At 39.1% G+C, this 21287-nt stretch carries 17 protein-coding genes and 2 pseudogenes; 12 read left to right on the top strand and 7 right to left on the bottom strand.

Going from position 1 to position 21287, the window contains the following annotated elements:
• Positions 1–642 precede the first annotated feature (642 nt).
• From GSM42_RS21370 to GSM42_RS10115, 5 genes and pseudogenes are all read left to right on the top strand, one after another.
• Positions 643–1091 (top strand): annotated as a pseudogene (locus tag GSM42_RS21370) (RNA-guided endonuclease TnpB family protein).
• Between the two features lie 434 nt (positions 1092–1525).
• On the top strand, positions 1526–1750 hold the full coding sequence (locus GSM42_RS10130) for a hypothetical protein (protein WP_160801430.1): 225 nt from the start codon (positions 1526–1528) through the stop codon (positions 1748–1750).
• A gap of 1081 nt (positions 1751–2831) precedes the next feature.
• Positions 2832–3293: an Rrf2 family transcriptional regulator gene (locus GSM42_RS10125; protein WP_160801429.1), complete on the top strand. Its 462-nt coding sequence runs from the start codon at positions 2832–2834 to the stop codon at positions 3291–3293.
• A 115-nt stretch (positions 3294–3408) separates the two neighbouring features.
• Entirely contained in the window at positions 3409–4566 is a 1158-nt protein-coding gene (locus tag GSM42_RS10120) for an MFS transporter (RefSeq protein ID WP_160801428.1), read from the top strand.
• 335 nt (positions 4567–4901) lie between these two features.
• Entirely contained in the window at positions 4902–6362 is a 1461-nt protein-coding gene (locus tag GSM42_RS10115; RefSeq protein ID WP_160801427.1) for a protein adenylyltransferase SelO, read from the top strand.
• 52 nt (positions 6363–6414) lie between these two features.
• Here GSM42_RS10115 and GSM42_RS20365 read toward each other — a convergent pair whose 3' ends face one another.
• From GSM42_RS20365 to GSM42_RS10105, 3 genes are all read right to left on the bottom strand, one after another.
• Positions 6415–6585 carry a hypothetical protein gene (locus tag GSM42_RS20365; RefSeq protein ID WP_202404873.1) on the bottom strand — a complete coding sequence of 57 codons (171 nt, stop codon included), beginning with the start codon at positions 6583–6585 and terminating at the stop codon, positions 6415–6417.
• Between the two features lie 96 nt (positions 6586–6681).
• Positions 6682–7995 (bottom strand): TrkH family potassium uptake protein, encoded by a 1314-nt coding sequence (locus GSM42_RS10110; RefSeq protein ID WP_160801426.1) that lies wholly within the window; start codon positions 7993–7995, stop codon positions 6682–6684.
• Position 7996: 1 nt separating this feature from the next.
• A complete protein-coding gene (locus GSM42_RS10105; protein ID WP_160801425.1) occupies positions 7997–8659 on the bottom strand; it encodes an NAD-binding protein in 663 nt (220 codons plus the stop codon).
• A gap of 731 nt (positions 8660–9390) precedes the next feature.
• On the opposite strand from GSM42_RS10105, the gene GSM42_RS10100 reads away from it, so the two are divergent.
• A complete protein-coding gene (locus GSM42_RS10100) occupies positions 9391–9729 on the top strand; it encodes a hypothetical protein (RefSeq protein WP_160801424.1) in 339 nt (112 codons plus the stop codon).
• A 1108-nt stretch (positions 9730–10837) separates the two neighbouring features.
• Positions 10838–11668 carry an undecaprenyl-diphosphate phosphatase gene (locus GSM42_RS10095; protein ID WP_160801423.1) on the top strand — a complete coding sequence of 277 codons (831 nt, stop codon included), beginning with the start codon at positions 10838–10840 and terminating at the stop codon, positions 11666–11668.
• A gap of 46 nt (positions 11669–11714) precedes the next feature.
• Here GSM42_RS10095 and GSM42_RS10090 read toward each other — a convergent pair whose 3' ends face one another.
• Positions 11715–12851, bottom strand: coding sequence for a conserved virulence factor C family protein (locus GSM42_RS10090; protein ID WP_160801422.1), 1137 nt, complete (start codon positions 12849–12851; stop codon positions 11715–11717).
• A 170-nt stretch (positions 12852–13021) separates the two neighbouring features.
• Between GSM42_RS10090 and GSM42_RS10085 the strand changes: the two genes are divergently transcribed.
• From GSM42_RS10085 to GSM42_RS10070, 4 genes and pseudogenes are all read left to right on the top strand, one after another.
• Positions 13022–13801, top strand: coding sequence for an NUDIX domain-containing protein (locus GSM42_RS10085; RefSeq protein ID WP_160801421.1), 780 nt, complete (start codon positions 13022–13024; stop codon positions 13799–13801).
• 1173 nt (positions 13802–14974) lie between these two features.
• Positions 14975–15372, top strand: a pseudogene (gene tnpA / locus GSM42_RS10080) (IS200/IS605 family transposase).
• Positions 15373–15376: 4 nt separating this feature from the next.
• On the top strand, positions 15377–16462 hold the full coding sequence (locus GSM42_RS10075; RefSeq protein ID WP_160801420.1) for an RNA-guided endonuclease TnpB family protein: 1086 nt from the start codon (positions 15377–15379) through the stop codon (positions 16460–16462).
• A 180-nt stretch (positions 16463–16642) separates the two neighbouring features.
• Positions 16643–17071, top strand: a complete 429-nt coding sequence (locus GSM42_RS10070; RefSeq protein WP_160801419.1) for an efflux MFS transporter permease — start codon at positions 16643–16645, stop codon at positions 17069–17071.
• 61 nt (positions 17072–17132) lie between these two features.
• Here the strand turns inward: GSM42_RS10070 and GSM42_RS10065 are convergent, their stop codons facing one another.
• Positions 17133–18014 carry a LysR family transcriptional regulator gene (locus GSM42_RS10065; protein WP_160801418.1) on the bottom strand — a complete coding sequence of 294 codons (882 nt, stop codon included), beginning with the start codon at positions 18012–18014 and terminating at the stop codon, positions 17133–17135.
• A 121-nt stretch (positions 18015–18135) separates the two neighbouring features.
• Between GSM42_RS10065 and GSM42_RS10060 the strand changes: the two genes are divergently transcribed.
• Positions 18136–19053 (top strand): PhzF family phenazine biosynthesis protein, encoded by a 918-nt coding sequence (locus GSM42_RS10060; protein WP_160801417.1) that lies wholly within the window; start codon positions 18136–18138, stop codon positions 19051–19053.
• A gap of 147 nt (positions 19054–19200) precedes the next feature.
• Here GSM42_RS10060 and GSM42_RS10055 read toward each other — a convergent pair whose 3' ends face one another.
• Both GSM42_RS10055 and GSM42_RS10050 read right to left on the bottom strand, forming a co-directional pair.
• Positions 19201–20085 (bottom strand): putative RNA methyltransferase, encoded by an 885-nt coding sequence (locus GSM42_RS10055; protein WP_160801416.1) that lies wholly within the window; start codon positions 20083–20085, stop codon positions 19201–19203.
• A 357-nt stretch (positions 20086–20442) separates the two neighbouring features.
• Positions 20443–21285 (bottom strand): ABC transporter ATP-binding protein, encoded by an 843-nt coding sequence (locus tag GSM42_RS10050; RefSeq protein WP_237446556.1) that lies wholly within the window; start codon positions 21283–21285, stop codon positions 20443–20445.
• Between the last annotated feature and the right edge of the window lie 2 nt (positions 21286–21287).

Genomic DNA, 21287 nt, shown 5'->3' with positions numbered 1-21287 from the left:
AGAAATAAGCCTTCTTACATAGATTTGAGGAATAAAAAAGAAGAGGGATCTTAAGCCCTCTTCTTTTTGATGTTGATTGAAATCTAATTCATTTGGAATCGAAGGTATATTCGAAGAAGGGGATTAAATATTTAAATAGTTCATACTCCATAGTATTGAATTTTTATTTGTCAATCTTTCCGAAAGAGTACTCCGACTTCAAGCGTTAGCGAAGTGGGTGGTGAATTTCGGTTCGGCGTTAGCCGAAAGGAATTTGTTCGGAATATTTTCCCTTTTTTGTTTCGGATGTATAATCATCTTTAAAAAACAAGGAAGAAAAGGGGTTCACCTATCCGATTTGAGCCCATCTCCTAGCCTCCTTGAAATAACAGTTGGAATGGTTAAAAGAAGCGAATGCCCATGCGCTGCAATCTTCTTTACGGAATCTCGATGATGCTTTTCAACGTTTCTTCCAAAAGCAAAACGATGCATCTTGTTTCAAAAGTAAACGAAACCTACTCCAGACCTACACCACCAAGATTGTAAAGAAAAATCAATTTGAGTGTTGTGAACAACAAGATCAAATTCCCTAGGCTGGGATGGGTAAAGTTTGCCAAGTCACTTGTTGTAGAAGGGCGTATTCTCTCTGCTACCATTCACCGTATGCTATCCGGAAAATACTTTGTTCCGGTTCTTTATGAGAGGAACTACTGTCCTTATGTTTCAGTGGAGAAAGGTAGAGCGGTCGGTATCGACTTAGGATTAAAGCATTTTGCCATCCTTTCGGATGGGAAAAAAGTAAAGGCTCCCAAATACTTCCGAAAATATAAGAAACAATTAGCGAAAGCTCAGCGTACCATGTCTAGACGTACCAATGGGCTTCGAACTGGGAAGAAGCACGTATCCAAGTAGCTAAGATTCATGAGAAAATCACGAATGAACGTCATGAAATTCTTCACAAGCTCTCTACCGAAGTTGATTCACGAAAAAAAGTGATCAGCACGGAAGATTTGCAAGTGAAAAACATGGTGAAGAATTATAATTTAGCTAAGTCCATTATTGATGCATCCTGGTCTGAGTTTGTTTCCATGCTCGAATATAAAGCAAAGTGATACGGAAGAACGCTAGGGAAGGTCGAGATCCAGCCAACGCTACTCTATTGTGGATTTCAAAACAAAGCAGTGAAGGATCCTCAATTAAGAAAATGGACATGCCTAAAAATGTAGCGTTCATCATGACGGAGACTTCAACACATCTAAGAATAACTTGCAAGAAGGTTTGAGATTAATCGCCGTAGGGACTATGGTTTGAGATTGGTCCACTCTTCCTTGGGGTACCAAGGATTACCTAAGAATTTTCCACCTCTAGGCGTTATCGTAGGTGGAGGGAGGATTCAACTCCACACGATAAACATATTCTTTAACTCTGCATATTTCACAATATCAAGTACACATGCATCTGCCAAGCATCAGAATCATAAAAAATTTTCTGTGTTATAATAAAAAAAGGAGAAATACTCCTGTTAAATAGATAGAAAGATCCGCTCATGAGTAACGATTACGAAGATTATCTCAAGGATGTCAAGGATCTTGACATGACCAATAAGGAAGTACGTCGGGAGCTTGATGAGCTGAATCGTGAAGAAAAGAGTCCAGAAGTAAAGCTGACCATCGAAACCGATCCTATTAAAAGTGCCAAGTTTGAAGAACTAGATGAGGCGATTGAAGAAGGAGACTATAGCAAGGCACAGCAGATCAAGCGTGATCTTTAGATAAACTGTGCCGAAGCAGGAGACAGATAGGTTCTGTCTCCTGCACTAATTTTACCCTACTATAACAAATAACCTTCAACTAGTGAAGCATACTCATTATCCTCAAACCATAAATGATGGAAATCTCAATAAATCTAGATATTTCAAAAAGTGTTATCTTTCCTTATATCCTTCAGAGGCAGGCTCTGATTTAAAATGAAAGAAAACTCGGTTTTCAACAGGAATGTGTTTGTATTTTGATGGCTCTACATATTCTTTTTTCTCATAATCCCCTACGTATTTGTTCGGTTTTTTATTGGAAACACGCAGCCGGAATTCAAAAGGAAGCTCCGTCAGGGGATTATTTGAATTCCAAATTCCTTTCTCCTTTTTTCGTAAATATATAAACAGATTGAAATTCCTTCCAATATTTAAGATTGGGGTAGAGGTAGTACGTGACAGCAAATCCTTCTTACAACATAGTTTTATTAATATGTATATTATTTTCTTTGATAATGTATGCGTGCAGCCGTCCATTGCTGTCTTTTTCCTCCTGATCTAATGTATGGTTACTTCTGTTCCTAGTGAAAGTAATTTCATCAGTTTTTTTTGCTTGTTTTACCCAAGGAAACTGACCATAACCATATAGTTGGTTTCCGGTGCATCAATGAATACAAGCCGTACTTTTTTGTCCCAAAAACTTTGTTCTGAAGAGATACTGTGTCCCCATCTACTATTCTTTCAATTTGACGTTATATTCAGAAGCTAGGAAGCTGTTTTGTGGAAAGATACTCGGTAGCAATGTCAGTAAGAAAAAGCAGATAATCAGGCATAATCTCTTTAAAAAACACCAGTACCATCCTTTCTGATGATTGAAACTATAATATTATCGTAAAGCTACAAAAGCGTGTTTAATGGATGGTCTTAGAAATGTAAGGGTAAGACAGCAGAGAAAACCATTTTGTTAGGCCATACAAAATATAAATAGGAGGAAGTCAGAGTTATTGGAATAGAAGAGTGATATAGTTTCCGATTGGGGAGAGGTAAACTTGACAAGAAAATACAATAGAACTAATATGGTTACATTGGGAGGGAGAAAACTATGGCCATAGTAAGTCGATATACTGTCGCACTCCACATTTTAACGTTTATTACGGAGAAGACAGGTAACAGCGATGCATTTATCACTTCCAATCAGATAGCAGTCAGTGTAGGTACAAGTCCAGTGTTTATTCGTCGGATATTAGGGTCTCTTGCAAAAGCTAATTTGGTTATTGTGAAACATGGAGGGACAGATACAGGCTGGAAGCTTGCAAGGAGTTCAGATAAGATCACTCTTTTAGATGTGTATGAAGCTGTTGTACAAAAACCTCTTTTCGAGAGTCATCATAGTAAACCAAATACGGATTGTGTAATTGGGAGAGGAATACAACCTGCATTACATCATATCTATAATCAGAGTGAAGCTGCGATGAAACAACAATTAAGGCAGTATTCAATTTCTGATTTGTTATTGGAAACAGTTGCTCAATTTAACTTGATGGAAGCAGAAAAGCGACTCTAACATAATTTTTTTTGCATAGCAATGTAACTGATTTAGTTTTGTTGATTTTTATTTTCTAACATATGCATTGACGAAAGAAAAAAATTTACAAAAAATAGGTGAGGTTAGATAAAACATGAGTCGATTCGGAATATATCTTTTGACAGTAGGAGCTTTTTTAGCAGTTACAGCAGAACTTATGCTAATTGGAGTGACTGATTTGGTTGCATCTGATCTCCAAGTCCCTATATCTTTTGTTGGGTATCTTGTAACTGCCTACGCTTTGGCTTTCGCGATTGGTACGCCGATTGTTATTACGTTGACGGCAAGATTGGAGCGGAAAAAAGTCATGTTAACAGCTTTTTTCTTTTTTATTCTTGCTAACGTTGCTTCATATTGGAGCCCTAATTTTACTGTTCTCATGTTTGCCCGTGCCCTTTTAGGTTTAAGCGGAGGCGTATTTGCAGTTGTTGCAATGGGATCTGTTTCGAAACTAGTTCCACCAGAAAAAGTGGGAAGTGCAATCGGTACGATCATGATGGGACTTAGTGGTTCCCTTGTTTTTGGTGTTCCTTTAGGAACGGTGCTTAGTGGATGGATCAATTGGCAATTCGCGTTTGGTGTAATAGCTATACTCAGCGCATTGATTTGGATTGGTATTCTGCTTATGGTTCCTGTCATTCAAGGGGGAGAAAGAACCCCGATTCTACAACAACTGGCTGTCTTTAAGAGTAAAAGAATTGTTAGTGGCTTTCTTATCACACTCTTTGTAAATGCAGGTTCCCAAACTGTTTATACATTCTTGACTCCGCTCTTACAGAAAACCATACAGATGAATACATGGATGATTAGTATTACGATGTTTATTTTAGGAGTATTTTCGATGATAGGATCTCGTTTGGGTGGGGTTGGTACTGATCGTTTTGGAGTTACCAAGATTGTTTATTTAAGTCTGATCGTACATGCGATTGTGTTATTATTCTTACCAGTTTTCATGGTTTCTATTGTAACTACTATATTCGTACTGTCCATTTGGATGTGCTTTCAATGGATGACTTCACCAGCAATGCAAACATATTTTGTACAGCAGGCTCCAGAAAATCCTGATCTAGCACTTAGCTTAAATACTTCTCTCACTCAATTAGGGGTTGCTTTGGGAGCAACCCTAGGTGGTTGGATTGTAAATTCAACTAGTGATGTGATGAACACAACATGGGCAGGTGGGTGGATTGTTCTGCTTTCCATTGTTGCAGCATGGATTTCTTTTGTAGATCGAACGAAGCAAACTGTTTAACATGCCTAAGTTTTATAATTAATGCACTTTCCTGCTGTTCTTCGTATAAATGAAATCTAGAAAGAAAAGTACCTTGTATGGAATGGAAAACCATAGCATGGTGCAAACTGAAATCGTACTGAAAGAAGACTAAAGCTATTTTGGTAACCACCATCAACAAATCAATTATGCTAGCAGATGAGCTATGAGATTCTATTTGGTGTGTTGCGTAAGCGAACAAGTACAGAATATGATTGAAATATTGAACGGTTGCCAAGTACGATAAAAACTATCTGAATATAGCCGTCCAGATAGCAGAACAATCGTTTATGACGAAGTAAAGAGAAGGAGACACAATGATTACTAGTGAAATAGGATGGAACTTAGACAACAGTTATGCTCGTTTACCAAAAACATTTTTTACAAACCTCAACCCAACGCCAGTACGTTCGCCAAAGTTAATTATTCTCAATCATTCCTTGGCGACATCTTTGGGATTAGACGTACAAGCTCTACAAAGGGAAGTTGGAATTCAGGAGCTTGCTGGTAACCAAGTACCTAAGGGAGCTCTTCCGCTTGCAGAGGCATATGCAGGTCATCAGTTTGGTCATTTTACCATGTTAGGCGATGGGCGGGCTTTGTTGATCGGTGAACAGATAGCACCAGAGGGTGAACGTTTTGACATTCAGTTGAAAGGTGCAGGTAAAACACCGTACTCCCGTGGTGGAGATGGAAGAGCAGCACTTGGACCGATGTTACGTGAATACATCATTAGCGAAGCGATGTATGCTTTGGGCATTCCAACTACTCGTAGTCTTGCCGTCGTGACCACAGGTGAATCTGTATTTCGAGAAAGTTTATTAACAGGTGCTATTCTCACCAGAGTAGCCGCAAGTCATCTTCGTGTTGGTACATTTCAATATGCTGCAAACTGGGGTACAGAACAGGATCTTAAGGTTTTAGCGGACTATACATTGCAACGTCATTATCCAGATGTTAGTGATGTAGCAAATCGCTATCTGGTATTACTTCAAGAAGTGATCAAACGCCAAGCGGCGTTAATTGCCAAATGGCAACTCGTCGGCTTTATACATGGGGTGATGAATACAGACAATATGACGATTAGCGGAGAAACGATCGATTATGGACCTTGTGCTTTCATGGATGTGTACGACCCAGCAACTGTATTCAGCTCAATTGACATTCAAGGTCGCTATGCTTATGGAAATCAGCCTTCGATTGCTGGCTGGAATCTCGCACGTTTTGCAGAGACTCTTTTGCCATTGTTACATACTGATCAGGAGCAGGCTGTTCAATTGGCGCAAGATGTAGTTTCCAATTTCCCTGAATTGTATCGTCGCTTTTGGATTCAAGGGATGAGAGCAAAGCTTGGGATATACAATGAAGAGGCAGAGGATGGATCTTTAGTGGAAGATCTCCTTGGAATGATGAAGGAGCACCGAGCAGACTACACAAACACTTTTCGTGCATTAACTTTTGATCGATTGGAAGAACAGGACCTGTTTGGAACTCCAGAATTTGCTAGGTGGAATGAAAAATGGCAAGCGCGACTAGCAAGGCAAGAGGAATCAAAAGCCTCTTCCCAACAGTTAATGAGAAATAACAATCCTGCAGTGATCCCTCGCAATCATCGAGTAGAAGAAGCGCTTGAAGCAGCTGTAGATAAAAAAGATTTCACCGTAATGGATAAGCTCCTTCAAGTTCTTTCTGATCCTTACGCTCACTCACCAGAGCAAGAGGAATACGCCGTTTGTCCTGTGCAAATAACACCTTACCAAACCTATTGTGGAACCTGATGGAAGCAACTGGTACAAAAAGAACCAGCCATTTTAAATGGCTGGTTCTTTTTTACGTATTTTTCTCATGAGAAGGTTCTATTTCATCGTATGACAGAGTTACAACTTTTGTGAAATCACCATTTTCAATTTCTTCTTTTGAGGCTTTTTTGTCTAATTCCTCATGATCATCCATTCCATTAGCAATGGTAGGTTCTTTCTTTTTGGCATTTCTTTTTATCATGAAACCAACTCCTTTTCCTATCATATTGCCCATTTCATTTCGAATATATTTTTCAGTACTTGAACATTGCCTTAAAAAAGAAGATGTACTTATCGGTTAACCGATAAGTACATCTTCTTTTGGATAATTGATATTTCTTTCTTCACTACGTGAGATAGAAAATAACATCGCGAGTGGGCCGATTTTACCAATAAACATCATCACTCCAATGATAAATGTTCCCCATGCAGAGAGCTGGTAAGTAAGATTGGCTGATAAGCCAACTGTCCCAAATGCGGACATTACTTCAAACAGGCAGATAAGAAATGGTGCTTCTTCAACAATCGAGAGAAAAAACACACCAACTGCAACGAAGGAAAGCGAAATAAAAAAGATCGCCAAACATTTCAAAATGGATGATGAATCAATTGACCTGTGAAAGAGATGAATTTGCCTTTTCCCTTTTAAAAAGGCTAGGACAGCAAATAATATGAGAACAAAGGTCGTAACTTTTATCCCTCCACCAGTAGATGTACTACCAGCTCCGACGAACATGAATAAGCACATCATAAATAAGGTTGATTCTTGTAGGGCTCCAATATCAACTGTATTAAATCCTCCAGAACGTAAGGAAACAGATTGGAAATAGGAAGTCCACAATTTGTCCGTAAATGTAAACGCGTGTAGTGCTTTACTGTCTTTGTATTCGAGCGCAAAAAATATGATCATACCAGATATAGTCAAAGCAAGTGAGCCTGTGATCATAATTTTGGAATGAAGAGTTAGTGTTTTGAAATTCCTTTTTCTCCATAAATCAAATAAAACAGTAAAACCAAGTCCACCTATAAGGACAAGCAATGTTGTCACGATATTTAAGACAGGATCATTGTAATGTCGCATCATGCTATCCGGCCATAAAGCAAAACCTCCATTGTTAAAAGAAGATATGCTATGGAAAATAGATAGGTAGACTGCTTCCCCAGTTGGAAGTGTCGGCGACCAGTATATAAATAGGATAATTGCACCTATTAATTCAATGGTAAGTGCGTAAAATAATAAGTTTTTTACCAATGCGGTCATATTACCGAACGTAACTTGGTTCAATGAAAAATTGAGGATCAATCGATCTTTTAAAGAAAGTCTTTTACCAAGCAAAATAAAAAAAAGCGCAGCAAAGGCCATGATACCAAGTCCACCAATTTGTACCAGTAATAATAAGATGATTTGACCAAAAGAGGTAAAAGTCGTACCGACATCTACTGTAACTAATCCTGTACAAGTAAGGGCAGAAGTTGCCATAAACCAAGCATCAAGCCAACTAAGTGGTTTTTGAGTAGCGATCGGCATTTTTAGCAAAAGAGTTCCAAGTAATAATATCGTTCCTGAAACCAAAATTAAAATCTGAGAAGTACTTAAGCGTTTGTAATTCACTCTATACTCCTTCTTCTTCAAAACGTCTGATAGCTGTTTTCCGACCAATAACAACTAATACATCGTCTTTTAAAATCAGCTCATTTGGAATAAGTGATATTTTAACGACGTTATTACGTTTGATAGCAATAATGTTGCAACCAAATCGATTACGTGTATCTAAGTCTTGCAGTGTTTTATTGTAGATTTTAGGAGATGCTATTATTTCTACAATACTATGTTCATTGGATATTTCGATATAATCAATAATACTTTTTGAGCTTATGTAGTTAGCAATTTTTTTGGCCATATCTCTTTCTGGGTGGATAACTTGATCTGCTCCAATCTTGTTCAGTACTTTTTGATGATTGTCACTGGAAGCTTTAGCCCAAACTTTTTTTACTCCCATCTCTTTGAGAAGCATAGTGAGAAGTACACTTCCTTCTATATTGTCGCCAAAAGAAACAAAAACATGATCGAAACTGGTAATATCAAGCATTCGTAAAGTCTCTTCATCGAGTTTTTGAACTTGGACAGCTTGAATTGCATATTTGGCATATTCATCTACTTTTTTTTGATCATTATCTACTGCTAATACTTCAATTCCATTTTGATACAGTTCTTTTACTAGACTTCCGCCGAAACGACCTAAACCGAAAACGGCAAATTGCTTATTTTTCAACATGAATAGCTCCTTGTGAAAATGGTTTTTATTATAAAAGATATACTATTATTCAATAGGATAAAGCAATATTTTTCAATTTATGATTTTGTAAAGTTTACCCTGGAATGTGGTTTCCTATAGATACATTATTGCATTGGCATACAAAGTCAAGTTTTTTCAATGATGTTTTCTTTGTCGTATATGGCAGCTGTAACCTCCCTTTTCTATACCTTGGCAGGGAAGCAGCTGGATCAGCGGGGGTGCTTCACCTTCGTACATCCGTGTCTGTTCGCAATCTGTGCAGGCATGACTACCATCCCCAGCACGTTCGCTCTCCTTGTTGCAGCTGTACTCGTGGCGGGAGGGGTTGGAACGATCAACCTTTCTCTCCTGACGTATGCACTCAAGTCTACGCCGGATGAGAAGGCAGGTGCTGTCAATAGCACCTACTACACTGCCTACGATTTCGGTACCAAAATAGGCTTCCTTCCAATTCGTTCAATGAGCCATGCTTGGGTGGTGGAATTCTGGCATTCATCGCAAACTGGACTGGCTTCACCCACATGTGGTGGGCTGTCTTTCCTTTCCTTGCGGTGACAGCTTTTCTCACCCGTAAGCTGCGTTTTGCAGTCTGATCTGGGTGAAGCGGGCGGTACACATTCGTGTACCGCCCGCAGTGCTTTTAGGTACTTTCTCATATCGTAAAAATCATTTATAATTATTACATCGATTGGTAACGAGAAAGGTCAACCATGACTCACTCTTCTCTGGAAATCGTTGGCTACGACGGCGGATGGCACGGATTTCGCAGTGGTAATCAGGAGTGGAAGATTGAGCTTCCGCTCGGGATGTTTTGCCCGGAAGAGAGCTACAACTTTCCGAAGCTCGGCGTGCTCACCATCTTCACCTATGGTCAGAAGCCTCTGCTGGAGATTCACCCCGACCCCGACGGGGAATCCGTGGAAATCGTCAACCTGAAGGAGAAGAAGTTCTTCTTCCACCCTTCACGGAAGTACACAGCGGACAACGCCAAGTACTCGGACAACGTCGAGGTGTTCGGCATCAAGCTGTTCGCATCAGGCAGAGAGTGAGCATCGTTACCAAAGAAGATGCTCATTGTTGGGGTTCACTCCACTTTAAGCATTGTCTGGGCGGTAAGTTTCACGATCGTCCAGACCATGTAAATAAGAAATTTTCATATAGATGAAGTTATGAATGCTTAACAAATAATCAATTTACAAGCCCCTTTATCATCTGAAGAAGAAAGGGGGCTTTTTCATTTATTTTATTTAACAGCATTTGAGTAGTCGCTTCTCATAAAAGATTGGTGAGAAAGATTTGGTAAGTAAATAATATACGTAGATTCAAGTATATTAGCTAATTTGTCAATACGATCACGAGACACCAGACGATCTCGACCTGCACCAACAAAGACTGCTTGTGGAATATGGCGATAAGAAGCTGATAATATTTTTGGGAGTTTCAAGACTAGAAACAATGAAAAACATTGCATATGCCTGTTCAAAAGGGGTTACTGGAAAAAGCTGTCAGAATCAATCGGCATTGAAATTTGTGGCGCTCCTATGACACTTGGTATAACAAGAGCTAGAAGTATTAACCAACAGCATTTTGTATTGTACTATAGGAAAGGGAAGCCAATCCAATCCACCCATACTGTCCAAAATGAATATGGGTATCTGTTCAATTATGTAGACCACGATGAAACCAATTCAACAACAGGGTTACACACCCCATGTGAGGAAAAAACGGCTTGGTAGTTATCCTAATACCAACTACCATGGCTCTCTTCGTGAATAAACAGAATAGGAGGTTTTGTGGAAGGTAGGTTTGGATATACATAACCAACAGATACGCAGTCTTTCACTTTTGTTGTTTTTTCATATTGTCACTTCACTAGTATTGGATTGGCAAGTGGTATGAATATTTTTATATAGAACAGAAGAATATTCAGAATGGGAATATCCCTATTTCTTGTTCAAAACCATCAAAAGATTAGTAGATATGGGACATAATTGTTTTTTTTTAGAATTAGTTATAGAAGATAAGTTCTTGCATGGGAGAAATTTTTAGGAAATAACTCTTAATTTTTCTTCAGTTTTTCTTCATTTATGATTTCATTTTCTCTTACATACTGAATGAGAAAGAAGATAAGTTTTGAATTAATGAGGTGTGATGCAGATGAATTTATGGGAAATTTTTGTTGGAATTATTTTAGGAATGGTAGAGGGTCTTACAGAGTTTGCGCCTGTTTCTTCTACTGGACATATGATTATCGTAGATGATTTGCTTCTGAAAACAAAAGAATTATTTTCTCCAGAAGCAGCAAATACCTTTAAAGTAGTTATACAGTTAGGGTCTATTTTGGCTGTTATTATCGTTTTTAAAGATCGATTTATTAATCTTTTAGGACTAACCAAAGCTGCTCGTGAATCCGTAGATAGTAGCAATCGGTTGGAATTAAAACAAGTGATTGTTGCACTACTGCCAGCAGGGGTTCTTGGGTTTTTATTTGAAGATTATATCGATGAGCATTTATTTTCGATTAATACGGTAGTGTTCGGCTTGATAATAGGTGCCGTCTTGATGTTAGTGGCTGATTTTTTCCGTCCAGCACGACCAAAAGCAGAGACAGTAGACCAGGTTACCTATAAGCAAGCGATCAGTATTGGATTGTTTCAGTGCTTGTCTTTGTGGCCAGGTTTTTCTCGTTCCGGATCGACTATTTCAGGTGGAGTTCTCATGGGATTAAGCCACCGAGCTGCTTCTGATTTTACGTTTATCATGGCAGTACCAATTATGCTCGGAGCCAGTTCCATCTCCCTTATTAAAAATTGGCAATATTTTACCCTCGCGGATTTGCCATTTTTTATCGCTGGTTTTATTACGGCATTTGTGTTTGCTTTAATCTCCATTCGTTTCTTCCTCAAATTGATCAATAAGATCAAATTAGTACCATTTGCTATTTATCGAATCGTATTAGCTGCTGTAATCTATTTTGTATTTCTATAAAAAAGATAGAAAATCCCCAACGAAATGGTATTCGTTGGGGATTTTTTTAGTTTTCTTTGGATCGATACGATTGTGTCATCTGCTGCCAAACGGTTCCGCTTGCTTCTTCCCCTTCTGTAATACGTTGCAAAGCAATTTGTGCTTGCATCTTCACTTCAAACTCGGGATCGCCAATTGCTAGCTGTAAGGCAGGAATTGCCGTTTCATCTCCTACTTCATATAAAAAGCGCGCTGCACGCCAACGGACGAGTTTGTTTTTATCCTCAAGTGCTTGGCACATGACTTCAATTGCATCAGGATCACCAATATCGGAGATCGTGTCACCAGCAGTGCGACGAACAACAGCGGAAGAATCTTTCATTGCTTTATAGAGATATGGCAAAACTGATTTGCTTTCCATATATCCGAGGAACACCACTGCTTGTCTTCGGATTGTCGCAGATGTATCATCCAATGCGGTTGCTAAGATATCTATTTCTTCTTCAACGGGTTCCCAAAGCATCAAAGCAGCATAACGAATTTCCCAATTATCTTGTTGGAAAGCAGCACGCACTTCCTCAGCAGATTTTTTTTGCTCAGTTGTGTTAGGCTCAGGTTTAGGAGACAGCGCTTGTTTTACTAAACGTTTTAAACGATCATTGGTATACATTGCTTCATATTCAGCTGTTAACTGCTTCCCAATATCTTGTGGCTCTCCGTAACGAATGCCTTGGTCCATCCATTTTCTTTCTAAGATCACATTAGAAGTGACCCCTTGGATCTGTAGTACAGCTTGCTGAAAACGATCAGGTAAGGCAAATCGATTTTCTGTATGGTGATGTACCAGCTTTATTTGATAAGGGATACCACGCAAGGTTTGGATCAACACTTGTACTTCGCCAAATGAGTCTAATTCCGCCGCAACAGAAGCATTGTTCTCTGCTTGGTCCTCGCCAAAAATTTGACGTACTTGTGTGAGAAGCTGTTCCCAATCAGCTTTTGGATGCCGCTCGATGGAAAGGAAGTCGAGTACTTGAAACACACCTGTAACTCCTTCTATATTTAGCACCTGTTTCAGATGATCGGGAGCATATTCTTTTGTTGCTTTCGTATATTCATGCCGAGTCCCAGTGGGAAGAGATTGGTCGAGGTTACACTTCATCACATTAGGGCTTGGAGTTGGTTCGATAGATACAATCTTCATGACAACACTTCCTTGTAGATACTTTTCATCTGTATTGTATCGTGTGCGAGAGAAATTTCCAAACCCAATAAAAAAAGTGCGCTTTAAAATTACTTTATTTCGATTATTCTTTCATTGTTGTATAATTGGATCGAATCCATGATGTCCGCAAATCCGAAAGGACTTTTCAAGTGAACTTATCTCTGCCCACCATCATCCTCGGAGACGGTGTCCAAAACGCAAACGAGGAAGAAATCCGGCAGTCTTACCTCTTCCAGCAGTGGTGGAAGAGGATCGCAAACAGTGGGGAGATTTTTCTCAAGAGTGTCCACATCCCTGCCGTCTACAAGTGGGGAGAGCCCAAAGAGATCAAGATGATCCAACTGGAGGCTGAAGCCTACGATTTGGAAGGAAGGAAGCTTGGCGGCATCACCACCCTCCGTGGAGACACGGTAGTTGTACTGACGGTTCTGAATATTCGAGGTCGTGACTACGTCGTTCTCGTCCTCCAGCTTCGTGTTCCGGGAGGAGGTTGTACCCTCTCTGGTCCTTCTGGGATGATCGACCAAGGCCAGTCGAAAAAAGATGCTTCAGTCCGCGAGCAAAAGGAAGAAACCGGTACCAAGCTGCCGCCGGGGAAATTGGTCGATCTGGCAGAGGCAGTACACGGACACCAGCTGCCTTACGTGGTCAGTTCGGGTACCTCCGACGAAAGAGCAAGCATGATGGTCACCATCTCCAATGCGCCTCGGAGGCTGTTGAAGGACCTTGAGGGTCAGGTTGGCGGTCTTCTCGAGGAAGGGGAGCGGACCCGTGTGATGGTGGTTCCGTTCAAAAAGGCCTTCGGAGAGCTGGAATCTACTGGATCGGCATCCGCAAAGCTAGTACTCAGCCTGCATCTCTACGGAAAGTACCGACGCAAGTTCTCCGCTCGAATCAGGCGGTGGCTCACCGTTTTGAATTGGCGGTAGTAGCAGTAACTCGGTTTTGCGGTGGGCCCTTGGTATATGCAGCAAATGCCAAGGGCCCGCTGTTTTTATTTAGAGACTGGTCTGATTATGCTTTTTAGTTAAGGTGCACTTATTTTCTTTTCATGAAGGTAATAGAAGAGATTTCTCCCATTACAAGGATCACACTAATAATCAGCAGAGTGTAATGAAGTCCTCTTAAAAAAGAACTGAGCTTCCAGTCAAAAATGCTCCAACGATAGCTACACCAAGTACTGCTCCGACGAGATATTAATGTATCTTCAAAAGTATTGGAAAATCTCGCAAGAGCGTTACAGTTGGATGCCAATGAAAGGAAACATCTCTATCATCTTGCCTTGCAACAAACACCTGCTATTTCTCTACCTGCTGAAGTGCAGATAGTTGCAGTCTACAGAAACACTTAGATCATCAAGTGGCTCATCCAGCTTATATTACCGATTACCGGTGGCATGGAATAAAGAAACTTGTTATGTGTTTGGTAATTATGATGAAATGTCAGAGCGTGATCCAAATACAGGGTGGAGAGCTTTACTTCTGCCCTAATTCAGCAACTACGCCAAGATCAAAGGGAAGATTAGCCCGTGATCGTTCAGCTCAGTTTCGCTCTAATGGAGGTATGCAGGGGGCCTTGGTGGATGGAGCTAATCGAAGAACTACATTCGGTAAGCCCATTATTTAGCAGTTGGTGAAGCAACATGATGTATTGGATAACCCAGAAGGGAAGAGGTGGTTCATCATCCTTTTGTAGGTGAATTAGCCTTGGAACATCTCTCGTTTTAAGTTTGCGCAATTCTCCTGACCTGATTATGACGATTCATTCGCCGTTGCCAGTTTTTAATACTGCCTATAAACTGCAAACACTATACGAGAAGCAGATGTTTCCGGCATAGGTTTTGAAATCTGAATCGATCTACTTCTTTATGGAGTTGAATTAGTTGCTCTTTGAACGTCTATGGAGATGGAATGGATAAATCTAAATTTATACTTCCTTTGAGAGCGAATTTACAGAGCCATGCAGGCTGAAAGCCCACGGTTTCAATCGTGGGATGAAAGGCTGCGTTGTTCGGTATCGCCCTGTTTTTTAGGGCGGTTCTTAGAACAACTCTTATATACCTTTATGTTGCGGTATATAAGAGTAACTGATACAACAAATACATGAGTCAAGAATATAGAAGAACGAAAACTACTGTATCACTGATTAATTTTCATTTTGTTTTCTGCCCTAGATACCGCCGTAAGGTATTAACGGATAAGGTAGAGGAACGGTTCAAAGAGATAGTTATGATATCTGTAGGGAAAATGATTGGATAGTTATAGCAATGGAAGTTATGCCTGACCATTGTCATTTGTTCTTAAACTGTCTTCCTACAGACTCTCCATCGGATATTATGGCGAAATTAAAAGGAGTAACTTCTAGAAAACTTCGTCAGGAATTCTCCCAGTTAAAACACTTGCAAAGCCTTTGGACACGCTCATTTTTTGTTAGTACTGCTGGGAACGTTTCTAGTGAAACTGTTAAGCAATACGTAGAAGATCAAAAGAAACGGGGGTGAGAACATGTCCACGATCACATTAAAGCTAGAACTACATAAACCAACACAAGCAAAGCGAGAAATGTACCAACAAATGACTGCTGTTCATACAGACTTTGCCAACTGGTTATTAATGCACCCAGAAATAAACAAAGCGACTAGTATGATTTTCAAAGAGTATTCGCTTCAAAAATTCCCTTCCGCTGTAGTTAATCAAACGATCCGAGAAGTTAAGTCGCAAAAGAAGAAACAAGGTGCTAAAACCTTCAAAAAGCTATGGTGCTGTTTCAATAACCAGAACCTAAAGGTTGAAAAGAAAGGAGATCTCTACACAGTTGCCTTCCCAACATTTGAAAAGAAAGTAGGTGTTCCAGTTGTAGTAAAGCCGTATCAACAAGCTTGGCTGGAGCGAATCATGAACGGCACAGCTAAACAGGGAGCAGGTAAGTTATGCCAGAAGAAAAGAAAATGGTACTTAGCTATTCCCATCACCTTTGAGGTGGCTGGAAGCAATAAGGAAAAAGCAATGGGTGTTGATCTTGGATTAAGGTATATAGCTGTAGCAAGTGTTGGAACGAAATCACTGTTTTTCAAAGGAAATCAAGTTGCTTTCACTCGGAGACGTTTCTCATCTAGACGTATAAAGCTTGGGCAAACCAAGAAACTAGATGCTATTCGCAAGTCAAAAAACACGGAATCCAGATGGATGAAAAGCCAGAATCATAAGATTAGCCGTCAAATAATGAACCATGCTTTGATCCACGGTGTGGGTGTCATTCGCATGGAAGACTTAACAGACATTAGAAACACTGCTAAATCTAAAAAGGAATCTGGTCGTAATCTCCACTCATGGTCTTTCTACCAATTGAAAGAGTTCATCAAATATAAAGCAGAAATGGTAGGGATTCGCTTCGAAGAAGTAGACCCTAAATATACTAGTCAGACATGCAAATGTAAACACCGTGAGAAGTCCAATAGAAAAGGTTTAGTGTTTAAGTGTAAGTCGTGTGGCTATACCGCTCATGCTGACTTAAATGGAGCGATTAATATTGGTAAAGCCATTTCGGGACTATCTAGTAAGAAGAAAAAGAAAAAAGGCAAAGCTGCCTAGCATACTGGTAACAGGTATGCCGCCCATATGGGTACATTCTAACTGTATGGGATGGGCTGATGACACAGCCCTAAACTTGGGAGTTGTTCAAAACGGAAACGGATTGCGAACGTTAACTACCCAAGAATCCCATCGGCTTCAGCCGTGGGAGTGTCAAGAGGTATCGGAATATCATTAGTCATGATGCCAATTTCAACAGCAGGAATGAATGCAGTCCCAAATCATTTGGTAGCTCAAGCTACTGCACTGAGTAATACTATTCGCCAAGTTGCAGCTTCATTTGGAATCGCGTGGGCAACCTTGCTGTGGACAAATCGCCAGATATTTCACACAGCTAATTATTCTGATAAGTACAATATGTTTTCGGACTTCTCTCAAGGCATTGTCCAGCAGATGCAAAATGTATATATGGGAATGGGTCAAAGTTTCGCGGAAGCACGCTCATCCGCAATTGGATATATCACCGGTCAGATACAAATTCAATCGACCGTACAAGCAATGGGAGATGTATTTTATATTTCCATGTGGTTAGCATTGTTTGCACTTTTTATCTCGTTCTTTATTGGGAAGAAAGAAGAATCAAAAAAAGAAGAGACAGTAACAAAGTAAAAAATATGATAAAAGACGATTTCTTAGTCATTTGAATTAAGAAGTCGTCTTTTTTGCTGGTTTATTGAGCTTGTCCTTTTATCCAGGTTTCGGTTAGATCTAAAAATTTCTGAGCTGCTGGAGAGAGTGTGGCAAATGTAGAAGCAGCGATGCCAATTGTTCGATATGTTTCCTCGCCAATATAGGTAGCATGTATGTTTTCTATCGCATTTGGTAATGTCATCTCTGGTAAAATACTAACACCTAACCCTGCTTGAACCATTGCAACAATAGCATGATCATCACCTATTTCCAAGAGGACATTTGGTTTTAACTTTTTCTCTTTAAACATCTTTCTTATTTGTACATCACATCCCTTTTTCGGCATAATAAAAGGCTCTTTTGCAATCTGTTCTAAGTTAGGAATCTTTATTTGAGATAGAGCATGATGAACAGGGAGAAGAAGAACGAGACGATCTTTTTGAAGTAGAGACATGTCAAAAGGCAATTTCTTGGTGGTGAAAGGTAAAAATCCTAGATCAACGAATCCTCCACTAATCCACTCTTCTATTTGCTCATAACCTCCTTCTCGTATTTCTACTTGAATAGAAGGATATTCGTGATGAAACTTTTTTAAAATAAAAGGCATCCATTTGATAGAGACACTTGGAAAAGAACCAACTCGAATGGTACCTGTTTGCATTCCTTGTATATCTGCTGCTTTTTGTTTCATTTGTTCCAATATGTTCAGCATGGTGCGCATATAAGCTATGATCTCTTTACCGTTTGGTGTCATACTTACACCCGTTCGATTTCGTCTTATAAGCGCAAATCCAAGTTCTGACTCCAAATTGGATATCGCATGACTTACAGCTGATTGGGATAGTCCAAGCTCTTCTCCTGCTTTCGTAAAATTACCTGTTTCTACTACTTTCAAGAGAATTTCCATTTGAATAATCGTCATCGCATAAACTCTTTTCTTATGTATTAATTATATTCATATATATAATCTTAAATATTCATTTTACTAATGTAAAGAAAAGCATTATGCTATTTTTAAAAGAAAGTAAAAAGGAGAAAAGTAAATGAATGAATTAACTTATCATCTACTGGATGTTTTCACGAATGAAAAATTTGGAGGCAATCAATTAGCTGTTTTCCAAGAAACCAATCAACTAGAAACAGATTTGATGCAAAAAATAGCTAGGGAATTAAACTTATCAGAGGCAGTATTTCTTTTTCCACCTAGCGATCAGACAAAAACAAAACAAGTTCGTATCTTCACTCCTAAGATGGAACTCCCTGTGGCAGGACACCCGACAGTAGGAACTGCGTTTCTACTAGGTAAGGAAAATTGGTTGGAGACAGCAGAGGGAGTTAATGAATGGATCCTAGAAGAGGGAGTAGGAGATATTCTTGTAAGGGTATATAAAGAAGACGGCAAAATTACAAAGGCAGAAATGAATCAACCACTTCCTTCGTTTGGCGATATATTTTCAGGCATTTCATCTGCTGCTGATCTTCTCTCCTTATCTGTCGATGATATTCATACAAGTGTACCTATTCAGACCGTATCATCTGGTGTTCCTTTCTTATATATACCTGTTAAGTCACTAGATGCCATGAAACGGATCAACTTCCGAAACGATGTATGGCAAAAAACATTTTCTTATCATACAGAGACACAACATATATTTGCATTTACAACCGAAACGGTACATGCTAGTTCTACTGTTCATGGTCGCATGTTTGCTCCTGCGTTGGGAATCACGGAAGATCCTGCTACTGGTATTGCTAGTGGACCTCTCGGTTCTTATCTTATTGAGCATTCTCTTATCCCGATTCAAGAAGATGGACAGTATATTATTCGCAGTGAACAAGGTTTAGAAATGGGTCGTCCTAGTTTTATTGATATTTTTATTTACAAAGAAGGAAAAGAATACAAACAAGTCAAGATAGGAGGAATGAGTGTAAAGGTAGGAGAGGGGAAAATATTTATCTGATTGAACAACCAACATAATAAAAACGATCCAAATAAAAAAGCGGCGGGAAGTAGAATCCTGACGACTTTTTTATTTGGATATGCAATCAATTATATAATCACTATCTACTTGTCATTTGCTAAAGCATAGACACTTGGATGAAATCTTTTAGCGGGGTTTACCAGATAAGATTGTTAGATCAACAGTTATTTTTTTTGTATTCATTGTGGAAAAAGGAAGTAATCGTTCATCACTAATTCCCCAAGATAAGGGAGTCATTTGGATCAAATGATCCATAAGGGTACCATCCAGGGAGAAATGGTATCGCAATCGATCCGCAGTTAAAATCTTAAAATGATGCTGGAATCGAGCTAAAGTTTTTTCGTTTGAGTACGATTTTTTTGTTGGTTCAAAAAAAGAATTTCTTAATTCCAGAAGGTAATCTCTCTCAGGGATAACCTTTATTAAAATACCGTCGTCATCTAATATTCTGCGAAATTCAGCGTAATTAGATGGTGATAAAATGTTCAATATAAAGTTGAATTGTTTTTTTTCGAAGGGACTATTCGCAAGATCTGAAACACACCAAATGACATTCGAATAATCTTTTGAGGCAATATCGATAGCTTCTTTGGAAATATCTATGCCTACACCGAGAAAATCATTTGAAGTATTCTGGATGATTCTTTTTCGTATGCTATATAGGGGAGTACCTTCCCCACATCCTGCATCCAACAGTGTAATTTGTTTACTTTTAGGTTTGAATTCATTAAAAATCTTAGTAGAAATATTTTCGCTCAATCGTTCAAATAATCCACTATTCCATACTATTTTTCTGGATTCAAATAAGGTTTTTCCATATCTTGTCTGGATAGAATTGCTCAAAAAATTCACATATCCCCTTTTCGAGAGATCAAAACAATGATTTTTTGAACAAATTAAACTTGACAGATAAGCTACTTTCATTGGGTTAGAACATAATGGACATCGAAAAATATTTTGAGACTTTGCCAAAAGCTTTGCTTGGATAGTCTTTTTTTTGTTTTTTGACATAAAAAGCACCCCATTCATTCGTAATTCAGGTGAACGAAAAAAGGCACAGAGAAATAAACCCACCCCTCATAAGAGTTGAGTACCATTTTCTGTACCTGATTTTAACGAAAACGAATGAATTGGATGATCATATTAATAACCTCATACTCCAAATGAATTTTTGATCCTTCATTATTATAACACACTTATTTTTATACCTTACAGGTGATCTCTTTATAGTAAAAGCTTTTCTCCTTAAAGATTAACAATATGTTTTTGTCTATTTACTACGAAATTTTTATCTTAAACAATAGGATATTGGATTTCGGAATAGATGGAATAGTTAAAAAGTGGTCGGGAGGATGTCCCGCCACTTTTTTAAATTTTTTCATAGGGAATACAGGTAGGCAATCCCGTATGAGGTTCAACAATAATATTTGCCTTGACTTGGAAGACATCTTTTAGCATTTTATGCGTAAGTACATCAGAAGGAGCTCCTTCTGTGTAGATTTTACCTTGTTTGACTGCCACAATATGGTCAGCATATCGGGCCGCGTGATTGAGATCATGTACCACCATGATGATGGTACGGTTTTCTTCTTCGTTTAATTGTTTAATCAGAGATAAAACGTCAAGTTGGTGAGCGATGTCTAGATAAGTAGTAGGCTCATCCAGCAAAAGATAGGGTGTTTCTTGTGTGATCGCCATTGCGATCCAGGCACGCTGTCTTTGACCACCGGATAGCTGATGAACGGGTTTGTCTTTGAATTCCAACAGACCTGTTTTGACCAGTGTCTCCTCAATCACATGTTGATCGTGTTTACTCAGGTATCCAAAACCTTTGCGATGAGGAAATCTACCAAAGGAAACCAACTCTTTTACCGTGGTCCCTTCAGGTGCTTCCGGTAATTGGGGAAGGATTGCTAGTTGTTTGGCAATTTGCTTGGTAGATTCTTTGTGGATCTGTTTACCATCTAAATAAACAGATCCACTACTTGGTTCTAAAATACGAGCCAACGTCTTTAATATGGTAGACTTACCACACCCATTTGCACCAATGATAGCAGTAACTTTTTCTATCGGAATCTGTAGATTTAATTGATCAACGACGAGATGGTTTTGATATTGGATGGAGATATTTTCTGTATAAAACGGAATGATGTCCGCCCTCCCTATATGAAGTTCCAATAAAAACCTATCAGCATTGAGAATCGTTGTCAATT

The sequence above is a fragment of the Shimazuella alba genome, from assembly GCF_009831235.1.
Classification (GTDB): Bacteria; Bacillota; Bacilli; order Thermoactinomycetales; family Thermoactinomycetaceae; genus Shimazuella; species Shimazuella alba.
Note: the sequence above shows the minus strand (reverse complement) of the source record. Positions and strands in the feature narration are given on the sequence as shown.